This window comes from Amycolatopsis sp. NPDC058278, assembly GCF_042881395.1.
Classification (GTDB): domain Bacteria; phylum Actinomycetota; class Actinomycetes; order Mycobacteriales; family Pseudonocardiaceae; genus Amycolatopsis.
On sequence record NZ_JBHVXZ010000039.1, the window covers coordinates 46,217 to 64,236 of the forward strand.

Consider the following 18,020-nt stretch of genomic DNA (forward strand, 5'->3'; position numbering starts at 1 on the left):
CTTTCTTCGTGTGTATGGCGTGTCTTGCTGTTCGCCCGCGGCCCGGGCGGGGGGGGGGGGGGGGGGGGGGGGGGGGGGGGGGGGGGGGGCCCCCCCCCCCCCCCCCCGCCCGGTTTCCGCCGGTGACCGATAACCCCGCTGTCGAAGCTGGAGGGGGCTCCAACCACGGGGTCCCCTCCAGCGTCAGGCCGACGTCTTCACCGTGTAGTCCTTGACCTGCATCGCATCGTGCATGCGCACGCCGCCGGTGTTGAGCTTCGCGATCGCGCGCGTCACCCCGGCCGGCAGCGCCGAGACCAGCTGGCCGCCTCGGGCCAGCGCCCACACCCCGGCGCGCGAAGCCGGGATCAGGCTGCGCGCCGCGCCGGCGGCGAAGGCGCGGCTGCGGCGCACCAGCTCGCCCATCTCGCGCTCGTAGGCGGCGAAGGCGCGTTCGTGGTCCCCGTTCGCCGCGGCCAGCTCGCCGGCCAGGACGTATGCGCCGAGCACCGCGAGGCTCGTGCTTCCCCCGACGGCCGGGCCGGGGCAGTAGCCGGCGTCGCCGACGAGCGTCACGCGGCCGCGGGACCACGTGTCCAGCCGCAGCTGGGTGATGGAGTCGAAGTAGAACGGACCGGCCCCGTCGAGCCCGGCCAGCCAGCCGTCGACCTGCGGGTGCATCCCGGCGAAGGCCTCGCGCAGCAGCTCCTTCTGCCGTGGGACGTCGCGGTGGTGGTAGTCGAGTGGCTCCTCGCGGCGGAACAGGAACACCGCGCGTGCCTCGTCCAGGTGCCGGGCGCTGTAGATCGAGGCGGTGCGGCCGGCACCGAGGTGGGTGACCGCTTCACCGTCGAGACCGAGGGCGTCCGGCAGGGAGAGCACCGCCAGGTACGCGCCGATGAACGTCGTCAGCCCGGCCTCTTCCCCGAACACCAGGCGCCGGACGTTCGAGTGCAGCCCGTCGGCGCCGACGACGAGGTCGAACCGGCGCGCCCGCGCGTGCTCGAAGGTGACCTCGCCGTCGGGGGAGATGCCGGTGATCGAGTCGCCGAAGAGGTACTCGACGTCGTCGCGGCCGGCGTCGTAGTAGATCTCGCTGAGGTCGTCGCGCATGACCTCGACGTGCCGGTCGGAGGTGGCCTGGAAGACCTTCGTCAGGTCCACCCGGATGGGCCGGTGGCTGCCTTCGCGGTGCACGGTCATCCGGGTCGTGCCGGTGGCGAGGGTTTCGACGCGGGGCAGCACGCCCATCCGTTCGGTGATGTCCATGGCCGGGCGGAAGAGGTCGACGGCGTGGCCGCCGGTCTTGCGCAGGGCCGGCGCGCGCTCGACCACGGTGACGTCGAAGCCGTACCGGGTGAGCCAGTACGCCAGTACTGGGCCGGCGATGCTGGCGCCGGAGATGAGGATCCGCATGAGTACCTCCCTGACTTAACGGTAGGTAAGTTGTACCACAGTTCCTTACCTATCGTTAAGTCAGTTATGCTGGGCCCGTGCCGAAGCCCTCCGCCACCAAGCAGCGCATCCTCGATGTGGCCCGCGAGCTGTTCACCAGCCAAGGCGTCCAGCGCACGAGCCTGCAGGACATCGCCGACCGGCTCGGCATCACCAAACCCGCGCTCTACTACCACTTCCCGTCCCGGGAAGACCTGGTCCGCAGCATCGTCCAGCCACTGCTCGACGACGGCGAGAAATTCCTCCTCCACCAGGAAGCCCGCGGCGACGCACCGGTGCGCGAGCTGATCGAAGGCTTCTTCGACTTCAACCACCGGCACCGCGCCGACGTCGTCATGCTGCTGGCCGAGATGCCGACCCTGGCCGACCTCGGCCTCATCGACCGCGTCCTGGGCTGGCGGACCCGGCTCACCGAGTTGATCTGCGGCCCGGCCCCGACCCTCGAACAGCAGGCCCGGGCCATCCTGGCGCTCGGCGGCCTGCAGGACGTCTGCATGCAGTTCCCCGACGTCCCGGTCGCCGACCTCAAAGCCGCCGCGGTCGCCGGCGCACTCGACGCCCTCGGCCGCTGAAGTTGTTTCGCCGGCGGGTGTCGAGAACGCGCCGGCGGCTCCGTCCCCGGGGTGTCGGCGGCCACGAAGGCCGCCCCGGAGAAGGAGCCCACCATGCAGCCGAACGACATCGCCGCGGTGCTCGACAAGCCACTCAGCCGTGAACTGCTCGCCCGCGACCTGACCCGCCTCGCCTACGTCGCCCAGGACGGCACCCCGCGCAGCATCCCGATCGCCTTCACCTGGAACGGCTCGGAAATCGTCCTGTGCACGTCCAAGAACGCCCGGAAACTGCCGTCCCTGCGGGCCAACCCCGCCGTCGCGCTGACCATCGACACCGAGGTGCACCCGCCCAAGATGCTCCTCATCCGCGGCCGCGCGGACCTCGACGTCGTCGACGGCATCCCGGAGGAGTACCTGCAGATGAACGGCAGCTACGAAATGACCCCCGAGCAGCGGGTCGAATGGGAACGCGAGGTGCGCTCGCTCTACGACGGCATGGTCCGGATCGTCATCACCCCGACGTGGGCCAAGCTCATCGACTTCGAAACCACCCTGCCCAGCGCGGTCGAGGAACTGGCCAAGCAGCGGGCCGAGCGGGTCGGCTAAGGGATGTCTCGTAACTGGTGTTGTGGTTGGTGGGGCTGGTGTTGCGGTCAGTCGGTGAGGAGGATGTTGTGCAGGTTCGCGATTCCGGAGACCGTGTCGGCGAGCGTGCTCGCGGCGCGGCGGTAGTCGCGGAGGATCTTGAAGTTTTTCATCCGGGCCAGCACGTGCTCGGCGCGAGCCCGGATCGTGCGGTGCGTGGCGTTGAGGTCTTCTTTCCAGTCCGGCAGCTCGCTGCCGTCGCGGGGTTTGCGGTACGGCATAACGACCTCGGGGTTGCCTTGGTAGCCACCGTCGGCCATGACCGGCCGACCGGCGAGCTGTTCGGCGATGCCGGAGTCGCGGTAGACGGTGCAGTCGTTGCGGCTGCCCGGCCGGGGGTCGCCGGTGGCGATCACCAGCCGGGTCTCGGCGTCGATCGCGATCTGCACGTTGGCGGAGTAGCGGTAGTTCTTCGACGGGGTTGCCAGCCGGTGATCCCGGGTCGGGACCAGGGTGCCGTCCACGATCGCGACCGCATCGACCCGGCGCTTGCGGACCGGCGCCAGCGCCAGCAGTGGCCCGATCGTGTCGATCACCCGGTGCGCCGCGGAATGCGACACACCGAACAACGGCCCGATCTGGCGCATCGTCAGGTTCGTCCGCCAGTACGTCGCGACCAGCAACACCCGGTCGGCCAGCGGCAACGCCCACTGCCGGCCCGGGCGCCCGTCCGCGATCTCGTCCCCGCCCCGCTTCGCGACCAGCCGCACCAGCTTGCGGAACTGACCCAGTTCCAGCCCGGTGAACGGGGCAATCCACTCCGGCCGCGACGCTGTGATCACCTGCACCACACCAACATGATCAACTACCGGCCAGTCAGCCCGACATCGGGGTTACGAGACATCCCTTAGTGCACCGCGGCGCGCTCGATGATCGCTCCCGTGTCGACGCCGGCCGGGAGCGTGCCGAACGCGATGCCCCAGTCGCCACCGAAGCGGGATGCGCAGAACGCGTCCGCGACCGCCGGGTGGCCGTGGCGGACCAGCAGGGATCCCTGCAGCACCAGCGCCATCGCCTCGACCAGCCGCCGGGCCCGGTACTCGATGCCGTCCAGATCGGTCAGCTCCTTGCGAACGCGGTCCACGGCGTCGTCCAGCCGGGCGTCGCCGCCGGCGGCCTGCTCGACTTCGGCGAAGAACGCCGCGACCGACTCCGGCTGCCGGCCCATCGCGCGCAACGCGTCCAGCGCGGCGACGTTGCCCGAGCCCTCCCAGATCGACGACAGCGGCGCCTCCCGGTAGAGCCGCGGCATCCCCGACTCCTCGACGTACCCGTTGCCGCCGAAGCACTCCAGGGCCTCGGCCGCGTGCATCGGCGCCCGCTTGCACACCCAGTACTTCGACACCGCCAGCCCCAGCCGGCGGAACGCCTGCTCCTGCGCGTCGTCCCGCCGGTCGCCCGCCGCGGCCAGCCGCATCGCCACCGTCGTCGCCGCCTCGGACTCGAGCACCAGGTCGGCCAGGACGTTCGCCATCAGCGGCTGGTCCACCAGCGCCTTGCCGAACGCGTGCCGGTGCGTCGCGTGGTGCACCGCGCGGACCGCACCCAGCCGCATGCCCGACGCACTGCCCAGCGTGCAGTCCAGCCGGGTGTTGTTCACCATCTCGATGATCGTGCGGACCCCGCGGCCCTCCTCGCCGACCAGCCAGCCGACGGCGTGGTCGTACTCGATCTCCGACGACGCGTTCGACCGGTTGCCGAGCTTGTCCTTCAGCCGCTGCAGGAGGATCCCGTTGCGCGAGCCGTCCGGCAGGACGCGGGGGAGCAGGAAGCAGGAGAGCCCGCCCGGTGCCTGAGCCAGCGTCAGGAACATGTCGCACATCGGCGCCGAGGTGAACCACTTGTGCCCGACCAGGGTGTAGCTGCCGTCCGATGACGACACCGACGGTGTCGCGGTCGTCGTGTTCGCCCGGACGTCCGAGCCGCCCTGCTTCTCGGTCATCGACATGCCCGCGAGCAGGCCGCGCTTGGTGCTCGGCTCCCGCAGCCCGAAGTCGTACTCGGTCGCCGCCAGCAGCGGCTCGTACCGCGCCGCGAGCTCCGGGTTCGCCCGCAACGCCGGCACCGCCGCGTAGGTCATCGAGATCGGGCAGCTGTGCCCGGCTTCCACCTGGCCCCAGACGTAGAACTTCGCCGCCCGCGCCGCGTGCGCGCCCTCGCGGGAGTCCCGCCACGGCGTGCCGTGCAGGCCGTGCGCCGTCGCGACCTTCATCAGCTCGTGCCAGTACGGGTGGAACTCGACCTCGTCGATCCGGTGGCCGTACCGGTCGTGGGTGCGCAGCACCGGCTCGTTCTCGTTGACCAGCCGGCCCCACTCCTGCGCCTGCTCGGTCCCGGCCAGCCGGCCCAGCTCGTGCAGCTGCGCCGCCGCCCAGCCCGCACCGGCGCGCTCGAGCCCGGCCAGCAGGGCCGGGTCCTCGGCGACGTCGTGGCCGGCCAGCGGCGGGACCTGGTTGGTGACCTCATGCGTGGCGGGCATCGGAACCTCCTAGAGCGCGAAGGATGAACGTGCGAAGCTCGGCGACGTCACCAGCGTTTCCGCTGGTCAACGGGCCGATCAGGACTTCCGCCGCGGCGCCGACCAGCGCGGCGGCGGTGAGCCGGCCGTCCTGGGGCGGGAGCACGCCGTCCCGGACACCGGCGGCGACGTGCTCGGCGATGACCTCGGTGTAGGCCCGGCGGAACTCCAGCCGCTCGGCGTCGATGAGCGCGTCGACCGGCTCGATGAGCAGGGCATAGGCCTGCTTGGGCGCCTTGAGGGCCCGCTGGGCGAACGTGTCGACGGCGGCCAGGACGCGCTCGGCCGGTTCCCCCGCCCCCGCCGCGGCGGCCCGGACCGCCTCGACCTCCCGCGTCACGACCTGCCGGAACACGTGCACGACGAGGTCGGCCTTGGTGGGGAAGTGCCGGTAGACGCTGCCGACGGCGACCCCGGCCCGTTCGGCGACCGCGGCGACGGAGCAGCCGCTGTAGCCGTGTTCGGCCAGCTGGCGCGTCGCGGCGGCGATGATCGTCTCGCGCTGGGCGTCGAGGCGTTCCTGCACCTTCGGGGTGCGGCGGTAGGGCACGTCAAGAAGTGAAGCACCGATTCATTGCTTCAGTCAACGCTCGAGCAGCCGCTTCGCGCCCCGGACCTCGGCCTCGACGTCGGCCCGCAGCTTGCGCCGCAGCACCGGCTCGACCAGCCAGCGCAGGGGAGCGGGAAACCCGAACGCGATCCGCCGCCGCACCCGGATCCCGCCGTCCACCGGCTCGCACTCGAAGGACGCCTCGAACGTCGACACCCGGCGCGCCAAGCGGTTCTCCGGCCGGTCGGGCAGCCGGACGTCGACCCGCCGGCCCGGCGTCAGCGTCATCCGGGAGACGACCTTCGGACCCGGCCCCAGCCCGGGCAGCGCCGAACGGAACCGGAACTCGGTGACGTCGCCGTCGCGACGCACCCAGTCGATCCGGCCCAGCTTGCGATCGACCTCCGCGTACCGCCGCGGATCCATGACCAGCGCCAGGAAGGCGTCCGGCGGGCACGACACGGTCTCTTCCACGGTCACATCCACCATAGAAAGAGAGTAGTTTCTCACTATGGCTCGGACAACCCCCGGTGTCACCCGCCGCCGCATCCTCGACGAAGCCGTCCGCCTCTTCGCCACCCGCGGCTACGACGCCACCTCCATCGCCGACATCCAGACCGCCTGCGGCCTCCGCCCCGGCAGCGGCGCCCTCTACAAGCACTTCCCGTCCAAAGCCGCGCTCCTCGAAGCCGCCGTGCACGACAACCTCGCGCGCCTGGCCGCCCGCACGGCTTCGACCGCCGACGCCCAGCTGCCCGACGACCCCCGCGAGGCGCTGCGCGTGCTCGCCGACGTCGTCTGGGCCTTCATGGCCGCCGACCGCGACCTCATCCGCCTGATGATCCGCGAATTCACCGGCTTCCCGGAGCTGTTCGAGAAGATGTGGCAGGGCGTCCTGGCCACCGTCTACCGCCGCGGCACCGAGTGGATCACCACGCTGCGGGACCAGGGGAGAGCTTCGGTGACCGACCCGGAAGCCACCGCCGCAGTGCTCGTCGCGTCCCTGACCTACCACCCGATCCTCGACGTCCTCATCGGACACACCCCCGGCGACCTCACCCCGGACCGCTTCCTCGCCGCCTGGCTCGACTCCGCCGTCGCCACCCTGCGGCTCACCTGATCACACCCCCCGCTTCACCAGCGCCACCAGATACCGGCACGGCACCGGCCCCGGGTTCGCGAACACACAGTCCGCCGCCGGCCCCAGCTGCAAGCAGTCCCCGGCGGCCAGCTCGTGCACCTGCGCACCCTCGTGGAAGCGCAACTGCCCCGCCAGCACCCAGATCTGCTGGTGCAGGAACGCATACGTCCCCGACGCCAACGGCACCTCGGCCCCCGGCGGCAGTTCCACCTCCACCAGCTCCAGCGGATGGCCCGCCGCGGGGGAGACCGACCGCCGCCGGTACCCGGTGTCCGGATCCACCCACACCGGCTGCTCCGCCGCCCGCACCAGCCGGCGCTCGTCACCCTCGGCCCGCGCGATCAGCTCCGACAACGTCAGGCCCAGCGCGGCCGACAGCTTCGCCAGCAACGCCGCCGTCGGCTGCACGTCACCCCGCTCGATCTTGCCGATCATCGCCCGCGACACCCCCGAACGGTCGGCGAGTGCCGCGGCCGAGAGACCTTGCGACGTCCGGGCGGCGTGCACCGTGGCGGCCAGGCGAGCAGTCAGGGGATCGGTCATAACACTGGATACTATACGAGCCTCTGTGGCTACCATATGAGCCATGATGATCCGAGACGCCACCCCCGAGGACGCCGCCGCCTGTGCCGCCCTCTACGCGCCCTACGTCACCGACACCGCCATCTCCTTCGAAACCGAACCACCCGGCACCGCCGAAATGGCCCGCCGCATCGCCGGCGCCCACGCCTGGCTCGTCCACGAAGACCACGGCCGCGTCGCCGGATACGCCTACGCCACCCGCTTCGCCGAACGCGCCGCCTACCGCTGGTCCTGCGAAACGAGCATCTACCTCGAACAAGGCCGCCGCCGCACCGGCGCCGGACGCGCCCTCTACGAAGCACTGTTCGAGCGGCTACGCGCACGCGGCTTCTGCCGCGCCTTCGCCGGCATGACCCTGCCGAACGACGCCAGCGCCGGACTCCACCGCGCCCTCGGGTTCGAACCCGCCGGCGTCTACCGCCGGGTCGGCTGGAAACACGGCGCCTGGCGCGACGTCGCCTGGGTCCAAAAAGACCTTCGCGCAACCGACGGTTGCACATCTGCACCCGGCGAGCTAACGTGACACGCAACCGAACGTTGCACAAGGAGCTCACATGGAACACGGCACCATCGAACGGGAACTCCACATCGACGCCCGCCCCGACGTCGTCTTCGACGTCGTCAGCAGCCCCGGACACCTCCGCGAATGGTGGCCCGACGAAGCCGAATACCCCGCCGAACCCGGGGGAGCGGGCCGCATCGGCTTCGGCGGCTCCTGGGTCCAGTTCACCGTCGTCGACGCCATCCCGCCGAAACACTTCTCCTTCCGCTGGACCCACGCCGAAGGGGAGACCGCCGCTCCCGGCAACTCCTTCCTCGTCGTCTTCGAACTCGAACCCGACGGCACCGGCACCCGCCTCCGGATGACCGAAACCGGCTTCCGCGAACGCGGCTGGAACGAAGCCAAGATCGCCGCCGAACACGCCGACCACACCTCCGGCTGGGACCACTTCCTCTCCCGCCTGCCCGCCTACGCCGCCGAAGTCGGAGCCACCCGGTGACCACCGCCGTGGACGACGACCTCTGGTCCGCGATCGGCGACCCCACCCGGCGCCGGATGCTCGACCTGCTGCTCAACCAGGGGAGCGGCACGGCGACCAGCCTCAGCGAACACCTCCCCGTGACCCGCCAGGCCGTCGCCAAACACCTCGCCGTCCTCGACCGCGCCGGCCTCGTCCACGCCCACAGCGCCGGCCGTGAAAAACAGTTCCGCGTCGACGAAGACCAGCTCGCGCGCGCCGTCGCCCAGCTCGCCGACGTCGGCAACGCCTGGGACGCCCGGCTCCGCCGCATCAAGCGCATCGCCGAAACCATCGAGAAGACCATCGAAAGGAAGCAGTAGATATGGACATCCTGCACCGCATCGGCATCCACAACGCCACCCCGGACCAGGTCTACGCCGCGATCACCACGATCGACGGCCTGGCCGCCTGGTGGACCGAGAAGACCGTGGGGGACACCGAACCCGGCGGCGTCATCGCCTTCCGCTTCATCCCGGGCGGCTTCGACATGAAGGTCCTCGAACTCGAGCCGGGCCGGCTCGTCCGCTGGGAAGTCGTCGACGGGCCACCGGAGTGGATCGGCACGACGATCCGCTGGGAGCTCGAGCAGCGCAGCGACTACACGATCGTCCTGTTCAAGCACGAAGGCTGGCGCGAGGCGGGCGAGTTCATGCACCACTGCAGCACGAAGTGGGCGACCTACCTGATGAGCCTCAAGCAGCTCGTGGAGACCGGGGAGGGCGCCCCGGCACCGAGGGACGTGATGATCAGCGACTGGCACTGACGTTACTTGACATAATGTACATTATCGGCACTTGGTGACACGCTGGCCGGAAGGCTGGGAGGGGTGCCGAATCCGGGATCGGGCCTTGTGTCGGAGGTTGTGAGAGCGTTCGCTTCGTCAGGACGGCTCCTGTGCGGGTTTCGTCGACCCACCCAGTCGGCGGTTGCCCGACTCGAGCCCCCAAGGGGCCCGAGAGCATCCCCTGAGAGGCATGAACCCGAGGTCCGGTCACCTGACCTCAAAACGTCACGGTGACGAAACTGACTGGGGTTTGGTCGCGCCGGAGTTGTCCTGCGGCACGGTTGGCGACGCCTGATTCGCGCCACGGGCTCCGATGGCCGCCTCGGCTCCCTGCGAGCCGGTATCGAACATGTGTACGCATGCCCCGCAATGGGAGCACGAGGGCGTCCGACGGCCGGGAACGGCGATTCGGAGAGTTCCGTGTCCCCCAGGGGGAAGATCCTGGGTCACACCGGCATTTCATGCATAATTGCCATTATGCATGAAATGCCGGGATCAGGCCCGGCCGCGGAAACTGTCGGTGGCGTGCGGTACAAGATCCACATGAAGGTTTCCGAGGCCCAGCAAGCCTTCTTCGCCGCCCGTCGCCCCCGCAAGGACTCTCCGCACACCACCGACGCCTACCGCCGGGATCTCGCCGGTATCACCACTCTCCTGGTTTCGGAGCTCGGCCGGCCGGCCGAGGACCTGGAGGTCGCCGACCTCACCGGGCCGGCGCTGCGGTCGGCGTTCGGGGCGTTCGCGGACGGGCACGCGAAGAGCTCGGTGCTGCGGGCGTGGTCGACGTGGAACCAGTTCCTCACGTTCTGCGTGGCCGACGGGCTGCTGGCGGGCAATCCGATGGGGGCGGTGGCGCGGCCACGGACGCCGGCGTTGACGCCGAAGCCGTTGCGGGGCGAGGAAACCCCGGAACAGCTGCTGTCGGCGGCGGCCGCGGGTTCGCGGCGCGCGCGGGATCCGTGGCCGGAGCGGGACGTGCTGGTGATCGCGCTGGGGCTGGTGGCGGGGTTGCGGGCGGCGGAGATGCGGGCGTTGTCGGCGCGGTCGCTGGTGGGGCGCGCGGGTGAGCTGCGGTTGCACGTGAAGGGCAAGGGCAGCCGGGACCGGTCGATTCCGGTGCAGCCGGTGCTGGCGGAGCTGATCGAGCGGTATCGGGAGTCGTGCCGGGTGCGGTTCCCGAACGTGCGGTTCTCCCCTGGTTCGCCGTTGCTGCTGGACCGGGCGGGTGAGCCGATCGGGCGAGGTGCGCTGGAGTACCTGGTGAAGTCGTGTTATCGGGGTGCGGGGTTGCACGATCGGGTGCCGGTGGGGGCGAATCTGCACGCGTTGCGGCACACGTTCGCGACGCGGTTGGCGGAGGACGGGGCGACGGCGTCGGAGATCATGGCGTTGCTGGGGCACGCGAGCTTGGCGACGAGCCAGAACTACATCGAGGCGACGGGCCGGGAGCAGCGTGCGGCGGCGGCGAGCAACCGGACATACCGGGCGCTGGATGGTCTTGGCTGAGTGCCCCGATGGACGACACGCGTACTTGAACGGACGACACGACACCTGGGCACCGGCCCGGTCGTGTCGTCCGCCTGGGTGCGCGTGTCGTCCGTGCCGGTACGGGCGTCAGCGGAGTTGTTCGAGGTCCTTGGCCGCGCGGGCGATTTCCTCGGCGAGCCCGCGCAGCTCGCGGGCGTCGGCTCCGTCGTCGGCGGCGGTGACGATGTCCTCGGCCGCGCAGCGGAGCTGGAAGAGGCGGTCTTGCAGGGCCGCGATCTCGGTGTCGGACAGGACCACGGCGTCTTCGGGGAGCCCGCTCCGCTGCAGTGCGGTGCGGCGTTCGTAGGCGCGCTGGCGGCAGGATTGGCCGCAGTAGCGGCGGCGGCGGCCGACGTTGCCGCCTTCGGGGAGGCGTCGTCCGCACCAGCCGCAGTGCTTGGGGGCGCCTCGGCGGGCCGGGGCGAGTTCGATCGTGGTCGGCTGGGTCAGTTCGGCGGCTTCCCTCACCCGGGAGACCCTAGCTGGCCACTGTTTGCTCATGCCGGGGTCATGGCGGAAGGGCACACTTGGAGGATGCGCGCGTCGTTCCCGTACCTGGCTGATCCGGTCCCCCGTGCCTTCGCCCACCGGGGGTGGCACCTCGGTGAGCTCGAGGGGCTGGAGAACTCGTTGCCGGCGTTCAAGCGGGCGTGTGCGGAGGGGTACCGGTACCTCGAGACGGATGTGCACGCGACGGCGGACGGTGTGGTGGTGGTGCACCACGATCCGGATCTGGACCGGACCACGGACGGTTCCGGGCCGATCGCGGCGCAGACGTGGGAGCAGTTGAAGAACGTCAAGGTGGGCGGGAAGGCTGGGCTGTCGCGGTTGGAGGACGTCCTCGAGGAACTGCCGGACGCGCGGTTCAACGTGGATGTGAAGGCCGATCGGGCGGTGGAGCCGTTCGTACGGGTGCTGGAGCGGACGGGGGCGTTCGACCGGGTGGCGGGGGCGGCGTTTTCGGACGCGCGGCTGGTGCGGTTGCGGAAGCTGGCGGGGCCGCGGCTGGTGACGGCGATGGGGCCGCGGTCGGCGTTCGCGTTGTGGGTGCGGGGCCGGTTGCCGTTGCTGCCGCTGGGGCGGCTGGTGCTGGGGGCGATGGCGCAGGTGCCGGTGCGGCAGGGGGCGTTGCGGGTGGTGGACAAGGCGTTCGTGTCGATCGCCGGGCGTTCGGGTGTCGAGGTGCACACGTGGACGATCGACGATCCGGCGGAGATGCGGATGCTGCTGGATCTCGGGGTGCACGGGATCGTGACGGATCGGCCGGATCTGCTGCGTGAGGTGCTGATCGAGCGGGGTGCGTGGCGGCGGTCGCAGGAGCCGTGAGCGTCAGCGGGGTGGTTTGCCGGTCCAGGCGGCTTCCCAGGTCTTGGGGCCGAGGAGGCCGCTGTCGTTGATGCCGTTGGCGCGTTGGAGGTCGAGGACGGCGGTGCGGGTCTTGTCGAGGTAGCAGCCGGTGCCGGTGAAGCCGTAGCCGAAGGCGTTCATGCGGAGCTGGAAGGTCTTGAGGGCGTCGGCGCAGTCGCCGTAGCGGTAGACGACGCCGGGCCAGGCGGGTTTGGGGCCGCCGGGGCCGGGCGGCGGGGTGGGCAGGCCTCCCCCGCCGATGTAGGCGGATTCGGTGTAGCTGGGAACGCGTTTGCTGCGGGCGTCGGCGTCGGCGGCGAGGTTGAGCATGCCGGCGCACTGCCAGGGTTGCCAGCCGCGCATGCGGTAGAGGTAGAGGGCGCGGTAGTCCTGTTCGGCAGGGGTGGCCTGGTCGGGGCGTCCTTGGCCGCCGACGCTGCGCCAGGTGGGCAGGTCGAACTGGTAGGCGCCGTAGTAGCCGTTGCCGGTGTTGGTGGCGTAGCGGTTGCTCGACTCGCACATGCGGAGTTTGGCCCAGGCGCTCGACGCGGGGTCCGCGGAGGCGGCGGCGGGGGTGGTGAGGGGCAGAACCGTGGTGGCGATCGCGAGGAGCAGGAGTCTCGTCACGGTCCGTGGGCGGTTCTGGATCATGGGAGCACAGTAGGAGCGTGTCCCGGGTACCACAACAGACACAGCGGGCGCGTGAGCCCCATGGGTAACACCGTTCGGTGCCCCTCGAGACCGGCTGTGGAGCGTGGACGGGGTGGTCCGCGGGGGCGGTGGATGATCACGAAGCGACAAACCGGACACGGTTTCGGTGGTGCGTTCTCGGGGGTCGTGGTGTCCCCGTAGTCTCCGCGCTGACCTGGAAGTTCTTGAGTGAAGGAGCCGTGGATGACGCTGGCCGGGACGCGCTCGACCAGGCGCGAGCGCTGGGGCTGGTATTTCTACGACTGGGCGAATTCGCCGTTCTATTCGTCGACGACGACGGTGTTCGGGGCGCTGTCGATGAGCCCGATCGCGGCGGCGGACGCGCGGGCGAACATCACCCTTAACGGGGACCGTGCGTGCCTGAACGCGGCGGGTGAGACGGACACGCTGCACAACTGCGACGTGACGTTGCTGGGGTTGCACTTCCCGGCCGGTTCGGTGTGGGGTTACCTGCTGTCGGTGGCGACGGTGGTGCAGGTGCTGGTGCTGCCGATCGCCGGCGCGGTGGCCGATCGGAGTCACAACAAGCGGCGGATCCTCGGTGGGTTCGCGTTCCTGGGTGCGGCGGCCGCGGCGGCGATGTTCTTCTTCTCGGGGTCGGCCTGGCAGCTGGGTGCGGTGCTGTTCATCGTGGCGAACATCGGCTACGGGGGTTCGCTGGTCGTCTACTACTCGTTCCTGGTCGACATCGGGGGGCCGGACGAGCGAGACGGCATTTCGGCGAAGGGCTGGGCGTTCGGGTACCTGGGTGGCGGGCTGGCGCTGACGTTGCAGCTGGTGCTCTACCTGAAGCACGACCTGTTCGGGGTGGACAAGGACCTGGCGGTGCAGATCTGCTTCCTGACCTCGGGGTTGTGGTGGGCGGCGTTCACCTTCCCCGCGGTGCGGGCGCTCCCCCGCCGGCACGTGCCGGTCGACGTCGCGCCGGGGCGTTCGGTGCTGCGGGCGGGGTTCACGGAGCTGCGGCAGACGCTGGTGGCGGCGAAGGCGTACCCGTTGACGCTGGCGTTCCTGGGCAGCTACCTGGTCTTCACCGACGGGATCAACACGGTGGTGACGGTGTCGGCGCAGTACGGCAAGGACGAGCTGAGGTTCGGCAACGAGGTGTTGATCGTCACGATCCTGGTGATCCAGTTCGTGGCGTACCTGGGCGGCACGGTGCACGGGCTGGTGGCGCGGCGGATCGGGGCGAAGCGGACGATCCTGGGCAGCCTGGTGCTGTGGATCGTGGTGCTGGCCGGGGCGTATTTCGTGCAGCCGCGGCAGATGCTGCAGTTCCTCGCGGTGGCGGTGGGGATCGGGCTGGTGCTGGGCGGGACGAACGCGCTGTCGCGGTCGCTGTTCAGCCAGATGATCCCGGCGGGCAAGGACGCGCAGTACTACTCGCTCTACGTCGTGGGTGAGCGTGGGACGTCGTGGCTGGGGCCGCTGGTGTTCGCCGGGGTCGGGCAGGCGACGGGGTCGTTCCGGCTGGCCATCGTGGCGCTGGTGATCTTCTTCGTGGCGGGGCTGGTGCTGGTGTGGCTGGTGCCGGTGCGGCGGGCGATCGTGGCGGCGGGCAACCGTCCGCCGGAGGTTCTGTAGCCACCGATAGGGTCGGGCGTCGTGACCTTGCTGAACGACGCCGCCGGCCCTGATCCCACCGATGCCCTGTCGTCGGTTCCCGCGGCCGGTTCGCGCCGTGGGACGCCGCCGGTGGGCAGGCTGAAGTTCTGCTACGGGCCGATGGACTGCGGGAAGTCGACCCTGGCGCTGCAGATCGACCACAACCACGCGCGGCAGGGCCGCCGGGGGCTGGTGCTGGTGCGTCACGACCGGTCGGGTGCGCCGCAGATCTCCAGCCGGATCGGGCTGACCCGGCAGGCGGTGGAGGTCGGTGAGGACACCGACGTGCGTGACCTGGTGCGGCAGGAGTGGGCGCAGGGCCGGCACGTGGACTACGTCGTGGTGGACGAGGCGCAGTTCCTCTCCCCCGGTCAGGTCGATCAGCTGGCGGAGCTGGCCGACGAGGTCGAGATCGACGTCTACTGCTTCGGGATCGCGACGGACTTCCGGAGCCGGTTGTTCCCGGGGGCCGCTCGTCTGTTCGAACTGGCGGACGAGTTGCAGCCGGTTCAGGTGGAGGTGTTGTGCTGGTGCGGGCTGCCCGGGCGGTTCAACGCGCGGGTGGTCGACGGCGTGGTGGTGCGCGAGGGCGATACCGTCGTGGTGGCAGATACCGAACAATCCGTAGTTGAAACTTCAGCTTCAGCACGTTTTGAGGCCGAATTCGCTACTGTGCGTTATCAGGTATTGTGTCGCCGCCACTTTCGATCGGGTGACCTGGGGCCGGTTACTGCCCATCACGGTCAGTTACGGTTGACCTGAGCGAGACCCAAGTAGCCCATCCGGGGGATATCAGCACTAAGAAGGCCGTATTGACGTCACGCCGGAGCGCGAAATGCCTCCTACTAGTGGAAGCTGTTGCAGGCGGGTGACGCAGCTCATCGTGAGCAACGACATGGTGGTCCGGGAATCCTCCGGGCCCCCGGGTCGTTGCATAGGGTGAGCAACACCCCTGGCTCCACCCCGGAGCTGACTGAAAGGACCCCCATCATGGCCGACCGTGTTCTTCGTGGAAGCCGGCTGGGAGCGGTCAGCTACGAGACCGACCGCAACCACGACCTCGCCCCACGCCGCACCGTGCGCTACGCCTGCCCGAAGAACCACGAGTTCGAGGTGCCGTTCTCCGACGACGCCGAGATCCCGACGGTCTGGGAGTGCCGCCTGCACGGCAGCGAATCGGAGATCGTCGATGGTGGGCAACCCGAGCAGAAGAAGGTCAAGCCGCCGCGCACCCACTGGGACATGCTGCTCGAGCGGCGCACGATCCCCGAGCTCGAGGACCTGCTCAACGAACGTCTCGCCGAGCTGAAGGGCCGCCGCACCTCCCGGTCGGCGTGATCCTCCCGGCTTCGGCCTCGTAGCCAAAGCTCCCACCACAACGGAAAGGCCCCCGCGACCTCCCCCTGCGGGGGCCTTTCGCATGCCCGCGGAGTGGGGGTCAGAGGCCGCGGAAGGGGCCGTGCAGGGCGGCCCACTGCAGGAGCATGATCGTCTTGGCGTCCGCGATCTCGCCGGTTCCGATCATGGCCAGGGCCTTGGTGAACGGGAGCTCGAGGACCTCGATGTCTTCGCCCTCCTCCGCGATGCCGCCGCCTTCGCCGCGGTCGGCGGGGTCGTAGGGTGCCGCGTAGCAGTGCAGGCGTTCGGTCACCGAGCCCGGGCTCGTGTAGACGTCGAACACGTGCTGCAGCGCGCCGATCCGCACGCCGGTCTCCTCCTCCGCCTCCCGCCGGATCGCCGTTTCCGGGTCGTCGGTGTCCAGCAGGCCGGCCGTGGTCTCCACGAACATGCCGTCCGGGTGGTCGTTGACGTAGACGGGGTAGCGGAACTGGCGGGTCAGCAGGACGGTGCCGCCCTCGAGGTCGTAGAGCAGCACCGTGGCGCCGTTGCCGCGGTCGTAGGTCTCGCGCTGTTCGGTCGTCCAGCGGCCGTCGCCGTGCTGGTAGTCGAACGTGGTGCGGCGCAGCACGTACCAGGCCGACGAGAGCAGCTCCACGTCGGTGACCCGGACCCGCGGGTTGCGGGTCAGGCTTGTCGAAGAGGTCATGCCCCGACCATAATGTGCATGACTCGGAAGAAACAAGGAGGAACGTGCATGCTGGTCGGGGAACGTCGTGAACTGCTGCTCGCGCGGCTCGCCGCCGACGGCAAAGTCCTGGCGAAGGACGTCGCGGCCGAACTCGGGGTCTCCGAGGACAGCATCCGCCGTGACCTGCGTGACCTCGCCGCAGCCGGGCTCTGCCAGCGCGTCTACGGCGGTGCCCTGCCCGTCTCCCCCGCCGTCGCCGACTACGCGAGCCGGACCTCCATCGCCGTCGGCGGCAAGGACCGGGTCGCCGCGGTGGCCGCCGCGCTGGTCCGGCCCGGCTCCACCGTCATCCTGGACGGCGGCACGACCACGCTGGCCGTCGCGAAAGCCCTCCCCGAAGACCTCGAGGCCACCGTCGTCACGCACAGCCCGACCGTCGCCGTCGCCCTGCTCGGCCACCCCGGCGTCGAGGTGTTCCTGCTGGGCGGCCGGTTGTTCCGGCACTCCGCGGTCACCTGCGGCGCGGCCGCGGCCGAGGCCGCCCAGTCGATCAGCGCCGACGTCTTCCTGCTCGGTGTCACCGGCGTCCACCCCGAAGCCGGGCTGACCACCGGCGACGCCGACGAAGCCGCGATGAAGCGCACCCTGGCCCGGCGCGCGGCCGACACCTACGTGCTGGCCAGCGCCGAGAAGCTGGGCGCGGCGTCGCGGTTCACCGTGCTGCCCTTCGGCGACGTCGCCGGGGTCATCACCGACGCCGACGACCAGAACGTGCAGGAACTTGCAAGGCGGGGTGTGGCGATCCTGCGGGCGTGACCTCGGCGTACCACTCGCGGCCGGCGACCAGCCCGAACAGGGGCGCCGGCAGCCACACGAGCAGCCGCAGCACCGCCGAAAGCCGCCCGGTGCCGCGCACGTCGGACACGTGCGCGGCCAGCGCCGCCTGCTTGCGCCCGGCGAACCGCCGCACGTCGAACCGGTGGGTGATGGCCGAGGCCGGGCTGTAGGCCTGCCCGAGCGCTTCGACGTCGTATTCGAACGGGATCCGCAGCGCCCGCACCACCCGCACGAACCGCAGCGCGAAGTCCCGGGGCAGGGTGGCCTCCAGCAGCCGCGTCCCGGTCAGCCGGGCCGCCCGGCGGGCGACTTCGTGCACCTTCACGTGGTCGCGGTGACCGTAGCCGCCGTTGCCGTCGTAGCCGAGCAGCAGGTCGGCGCGCTCCTCGTGCAGCAGGGCCGCGAGCCGGTGCGCGGCCTCCTCGGTGTCCGCGCGGGCGAAGCGCTGCCGTCCGGGCGGGTCGGCGTACAGCACCGGTCCGTGGCCGCTGTCGGCGTAGCCCAGGTGCACGACGCGCCGGACGCCGAGGATGGCCGCGGCGGCCTCCAGCTCGGCCCACCGCGGCGTCGGGTGCTCGGCGGCCATGCCGTCGGTGGCCACGACGACCACCACCCGGTGCCCGTCGGCCGCGGCGCGGGCCAGCGTGCCGCCGCTGAGCAGGACGGGGTCGTCGGCGTGGGCGTGGAAGGCCACGATGGTCGTCACCGGCCCCATGATGGCCCAGAACGCGGGA

At 70.5% G+C, this 18,020-nt stretch carries 23 protein-coding genes; 13 read left to right on the forward strand and 10 right to left on the reverse strand.

Features of this window, described 5'->3' with window-relative positions; genetic code table 11:
- Nucleotides 1-183 precede the first annotated feature (183 nt).
- Nucleotides 184-1,395, reverse strand: coding sequence for an FAD-dependent monooxygenase (locus tag ACFVYA_RS21505; protein WP_387047319.1), 1,212 nt, complete (start codon nt 1,393-1,395; stop codon nt 184-186).
- Nucleotides 1,396-1,472: 77 nt separating this feature from the next.
- On the opposite strand from ACFVYA_RS21505, the gene ACFVYA_RS21510 reads away from it, so the two are divergent.
- A complete protein-coding gene (locus ACFVYA_RS21510) occupies nt 1,473-2,006 on the forward strand; it encodes a TetR/AcrR family transcriptional regulator (protein WP_387047321.1) in 534 nt (177 codons plus the stop codon).
- Nucleotides 2,007-2,099: 93 nt separating this feature from the next.
- Complete coding sequence (locus ACFVYA_RS21515; RefSeq protein WP_387047323.1) at nt 2,100-2,594, forward strand: pyridoxamine 5'-phosphate oxidase family protein; 495 nt, start codon at nt 2,100-2,102, stop codon at nt 2,592-2,594.
- A 47-nt stretch (nt 2,595-2,641) separates the two neighbouring features.
- Here ACFVYA_RS21515 and ACFVYA_RS21520 read toward each other — a convergent pair whose 3' ends face one another.
- Genes ACFVYA_RS21520 through ACFVYA_RS21535 form a run of 4 tightly spaced genes read right to left on the reverse strand, consistent with a single transcriptional unit; the run spans nt 2,642 to nt 6,190 of the window.
- The gene (locus ACFVYA_RS21520) at nt 2,642-3,421 is read right to left on the reverse strand and encodes a transposase family protein (protein WP_387047325.1); all 780 of its coding nucleotides are present in this window, start codon (nt 3,419-3,421) and stop codon (nt 2,642-2,644) included.
- 59 nt (nt 3,422-3,480) lie between these two features.
- On the reverse strand, nt 3,481-5,112 hold the full coding sequence (locus ACFVYA_RS21525) for an acyl-CoA dehydrogenase family protein (RefSeq protein ID WP_387047327.1): 1,632 nt from the start codon (nt 5,110-5,112) through the stop codon (nt 3,481-3,483).
- Nucleotides 5,096-5,701, reverse strand: coding sequence for a TetR/AcrR family transcriptional regulator (locus tag ACFVYA_RS21530; RefSeq protein WP_387047329.1), 606 nt, complete (start codon nt 5,699-5,701; stop codon nt 5,096-5,098). Before ACFVYA_RS21530 ends, ACFVYA_RS21525 begins: the two co-directional genes overlap by 17 nt.
- Before the next feature lie 33 nt (nt 5,702-5,734).
- On the reverse strand, nt 5,735-6,190 hold the full coding sequence (locus tag ACFVYA_RS21535) for an SRPBCC family protein (protein WP_387047331.1): 456 nt from the start codon (nt 6,188-6,190) through the stop codon (nt 5,735-5,737).
- 22 nt (nt 6,191-6,212) lie between these two features.
- Here ACFVYA_RS21535 and ACFVYA_RS21540 point away from each other — a divergent pair, with 22 nt between their 5' ends.
- Nucleotides 6,213-6,821, forward strand: coding sequence for a TetR/AcrR family transcriptional regulator (locus tag ACFVYA_RS21540; protein WP_387047333.1), 609 nt, complete (start codon nt 6,213-6,215; stop codon nt 6,819-6,821).
- Here the strand turns inward: ACFVYA_RS21540 and ACFVYA_RS21545 are convergent, their stop codons facing one another.
- Nucleotides 6,822-7,385 (reverse strand): helix-turn-helix domain-containing protein, encoded by a 564-nt coding sequence (locus tag ACFVYA_RS21545; RefSeq protein WP_387047335.1) that lies wholly within the window; start codon nt 7,383-7,385, stop codon nt 6,822-6,824.
- Between the two features lie 46 nt (nt 7,386-7,431).
- Here ACFVYA_RS21545 and ACFVYA_RS21550 point away from each other — a divergent pair, with 46 nt between their 5' ends.
- The 5 genes from ACFVYA_RS21550 to ACFVYA_RS21570 all read left to right on the forward strand — a co-directional run bounded on the left by ACFVYA_RS21550 (nt 7,432) and on the right by ACFVYA_RS21570 (nt 10,736).
- The gene (locus ACFVYA_RS21550; protein WP_387047376.1) at nt 7,432-7,947 is read left to right on the forward strand and encodes a GNAT family N-acetyltransferase; all 516 of its coding nucleotides are present in this window, start codon (nt 7,432-7,434) and stop codon (nt 7,945-7,947) included.
- Nucleotides 7,948-7,978: 31 nt separating this feature from the next.
- Nucleotides 7,979-8,425, forward strand: coding sequence for an SRPBCC domain-containing protein (locus ACFVYA_RS21555; protein ID WP_387047337.1), 447 nt, complete (start codon nt 7,979-7,981; stop codon nt 8,423-8,425).
- Entirely contained in the window at nt 8,422-8,766 is a 345-nt protein-coding gene (locus ACFVYA_RS21560) for an ArsR/SmtB family transcription factor (RefSeq protein ID WP_387047339.1), read from the forward strand. The genes ACFVYA_RS21555 and ACFVYA_RS21560 overlap by 4 nt, the downstream gene beginning before the upstream one ends.
- 2 nt (nt 8,767-8,768) lie before the next feature.
- The gene (locus ACFVYA_RS21565; protein WP_387047341.1) at nt 8,769-9,209 is read left to right on the forward strand and encodes an SRPBCC domain-containing protein; all 441 of its coding nucleotides are present in this window, start codon (nt 8,769-8,771) and stop codon (nt 9,207-9,209) included.
- A gap of 546 nt (nt 9,210-9,755) precedes the next feature.
- Entirely contained in the window at nt 9,756-10,736 is a 981-nt protein-coding gene (locus tag ACFVYA_RS21570; RefSeq protein ID WP_285991780.1) for a tyrosine-type recombinase/integrase, read from the forward strand.
- 108 nt (nt 10,737-10,844) lie between these two features.
- Here the strand turns inward: ACFVYA_RS21570 and ACFVYA_RS21575 are convergent, their stop codons facing one another.
- The gene (locus ACFVYA_RS21575) at nt 10,845-11,225 is read right to left on the reverse strand and encodes a hypothetical protein (protein WP_285991781.1); all 381 of its coding nucleotides are present in this window, start codon (nt 11,223-11,225) and stop codon (nt 10,845-10,847) included.
- A gap of 66 nt (nt 11,226-11,291) precedes the next feature.
- Between ACFVYA_RS21575 and ACFVYA_RS21580 the strand changes: the two genes are divergently transcribed.
- A complete protein-coding gene (locus tag ACFVYA_RS21580; protein ID WP_387047344.1) occupies nt 11,292-12,083 on the forward strand; it encodes a glycerophosphodiester phosphodiesterase in 792 nt (263 codons plus the stop codon).
- A 3-nt stretch (nt 12,084-12,086) separates the two neighbouring features.
- Here the strand turns inward: ACFVYA_RS21580 and ACFVYA_RS21585 are convergent, their stop codons facing one another.
- Nucleotides 12,087-12,755 (reverse strand): transglycosylase family protein, encoded by a 669-nt coding sequence (locus tag ACFVYA_RS21585; protein ID WP_285991783.1) that lies wholly within the window; start codon nt 12,753-12,755, stop codon nt 12,087-12,089.
- 243 nt (nt 12,756-12,998) lie between these two features.
- On the opposite strand from ACFVYA_RS21585, the gene ACFVYA_RS21590 reads away from it, so the two are divergent.
- The 3 genes from ACFVYA_RS21590 to ACFVYA_RS21600 all read left to right on the forward strand — a co-directional run bounded on the left by ACFVYA_RS21590 (nt 12,999) and on the right by ACFVYA_RS21600 (nt 15,758).
- Nucleotides 12,999-14,399, forward strand: a complete 1,401-nt coding sequence (locus tag ACFVYA_RS21590; RefSeq protein WP_387047346.1) for an MFS transporter — start codon at nt 12,999-13,001, stop codon at nt 14,397-14,399.
- A gap of 21 nt (nt 14,400-14,420) precedes the next feature.
- Nucleotides 14,421-15,182, forward strand: a complete 762-nt coding sequence (locus tag ACFVYA_RS21595) for a thymidine kinase (RefSeq protein WP_387047348.1) — start codon at nt 14,421-14,423, stop codon at nt 15,180-15,182.
- Between the two features lie 228 nt (nt 15,183-15,410).
- Entirely contained in the window at nt 15,411-15,758 is a 348-nt protein-coding gene (locus ACFVYA_RS21600; protein ID WP_003081521.1) for an RNA polymerase-binding protein RbpA, read from the forward strand.
- A gap of 100 nt (nt 15,759-15,858) precedes the next feature.
- Here the strand turns inward: ACFVYA_RS21600 and ACFVYA_RS21605 are convergent, their stop codons facing one another.
- Nucleotides 15,859-16,467 carry an NUDIX domain-containing protein gene (locus tag ACFVYA_RS21605; RefSeq protein ID WP_387047351.1) on the reverse strand — a complete coding sequence of 203 codons (609 nt, stop codon included), beginning with the start codon at nt 16,465-16,467 and terminating at the stop codon, nt 15,859-15,861.
- A gap of 48 nt (nt 16,468-16,515) precedes the next feature.
- Between ACFVYA_RS21605 and ACFVYA_RS21610 the strand changes: the two genes are divergently transcribed.
- A complete protein-coding gene (locus ACFVYA_RS21610) occupies nt 16,516-17,265 on the forward strand; it encodes a DeoR/GlpR family DNA-binding transcription regulator (RefSeq protein ID WP_387047353.1) in 750 nt (249 codons plus the stop codon).
- Here the strand turns inward: ACFVYA_RS21610 and ACFVYA_RS21615 are convergent.
- Nucleotides 17,198-18,001, reverse strand: a complete 804-nt coding sequence (locus ACFVYA_RS21615) for a PIG-L deacetylase family protein (protein WP_387047355.1) — start codon at nt 17,999-18,001, stop codon at nt 17,198-17,200. The two genes, ACFVYA_RS21610 and ACFVYA_RS21615, sit on opposite strands and share 68 nt — an antisense overlap.
- Between the last annotated feature and the right edge of the window lie 19 nt (nt 18,002-18,020).

Excerpts from the sequence above, each read along its gene's own strand:
- ACFVYA_RS21505 (WP_387047319.1), bottom strand. The coding sequence starts at position 1,395 with ATGCGGATCCTCATCTCCGGCGCCAGCATCGCCGGCCCAGTACTGGCG.
- ACFVYA_RS21515 (WP_387047323.1), top strand. The coding sequence starts at position 2,100 with ATGCAGCCGAACGACATCGCCGCGGTGCTCGACAAGCCACTCAGCCGT.
- ACFVYA_RS21525 (WP_387047327.1), bottom strand. The coding sequence starts at position 5,112 with ATGCCCGCCACGCATGAGGTCACCAACCAGGTCCCGCCGCTGGCCGGC.
- ACFVYA_RS21535 (WP_387047331.1), bottom strand. The coding sequence starts at position 6,190 with ATGGTGGATGTGACCGTGGAAGAGACCGTGTCGTGCCCGCCGGACGCC.
- ACFVYA_RS21540 (WP_387047333.1), top strand. The coding sequence starts at position 6,213 with ATGGCTCGGACAACCCCCGGTGTCACCCGCCGCCGCATCCTCGACGAA.
- ACFVYA_RS21545 (WP_387047335.1), bottom strand. The coding sequence starts at position 7,385 with ATGACCGATCCCCTGACTGCTCGCCTGGCCGCCACGGTGCACGCCGCC.
- ACFVYA_RS21550 (WP_387047376.1), top strand. The coding sequence starts at position 7,432 with ATGATCCGAGACGCCACCCCCGAGGACGCCGCCGCCTGTGCCGCCCTC.
- ACFVYA_RS21555 (WP_387047337.1), top strand. The coding sequence starts at position 7,979 with ATGGAACACGGCACCATCGAACGGGAACTCCACATCGACGCCCGCCCC.
- ACFVYA_RS21565 (WP_387047341.1), top strand. The coding sequence starts at position 8,769 with ATGGACATCCTGCACCGCATCGGCATCCACAACGCCACCCCGGACCAG.
- ACFVYA_RS21580 (WP_387047344.1), top strand. The coding sequence starts at position 11,292 with ATGCGCGCGTCGTTCCCGTACCTGGCTGATCCGGTCCCCCGTGCCTTC.
- ACFVYA_RS21585 (WP_285991783.1), bottom strand. The coding sequence starts at position 12,755 with ATGATCCAGAACCGCCCACGGACCGTGACGAGACTCCTGCTCCTCGCG.
- ACFVYA_RS21590 (WP_387047346.1), top strand. The coding sequence starts at position 12,999 with ATGACGCTGGCCGGGACGCGCTCGACCAGGCGCGAGCGCTGGGGCTGG.
- ACFVYA_RS21600 (WP_003081521.1), top strand. The coding sequence starts at position 15,411 with ATGGCCGACCGTGTTCTTCGTGGAAGCCGGCTGGGAGCGGTCAGCTAC.
- ACFVYA_RS21605 (WP_387047351.1), bottom strand. The coding sequence starts at position 16,467 with ATGACCTCTTCGACAAGCCTGACCCGCAACCCGCGGGTCCGGGTCACC.
- ACFVYA_RS21610 (WP_387047353.1), top strand. The coding sequence starts at position 16,516 with ATGCTGGTCGGGGAACGTCGTGAACTGCTGCTCGCGCGGCTCGCCGCC.
- ACFVYA_RS21615 (WP_387047355.1), bottom strand. The coding sequence starts at position 18,001 with ATGGGGCCGGTGACGACCATCGTGGCCTTCCACGCCCACGCCGACGAC.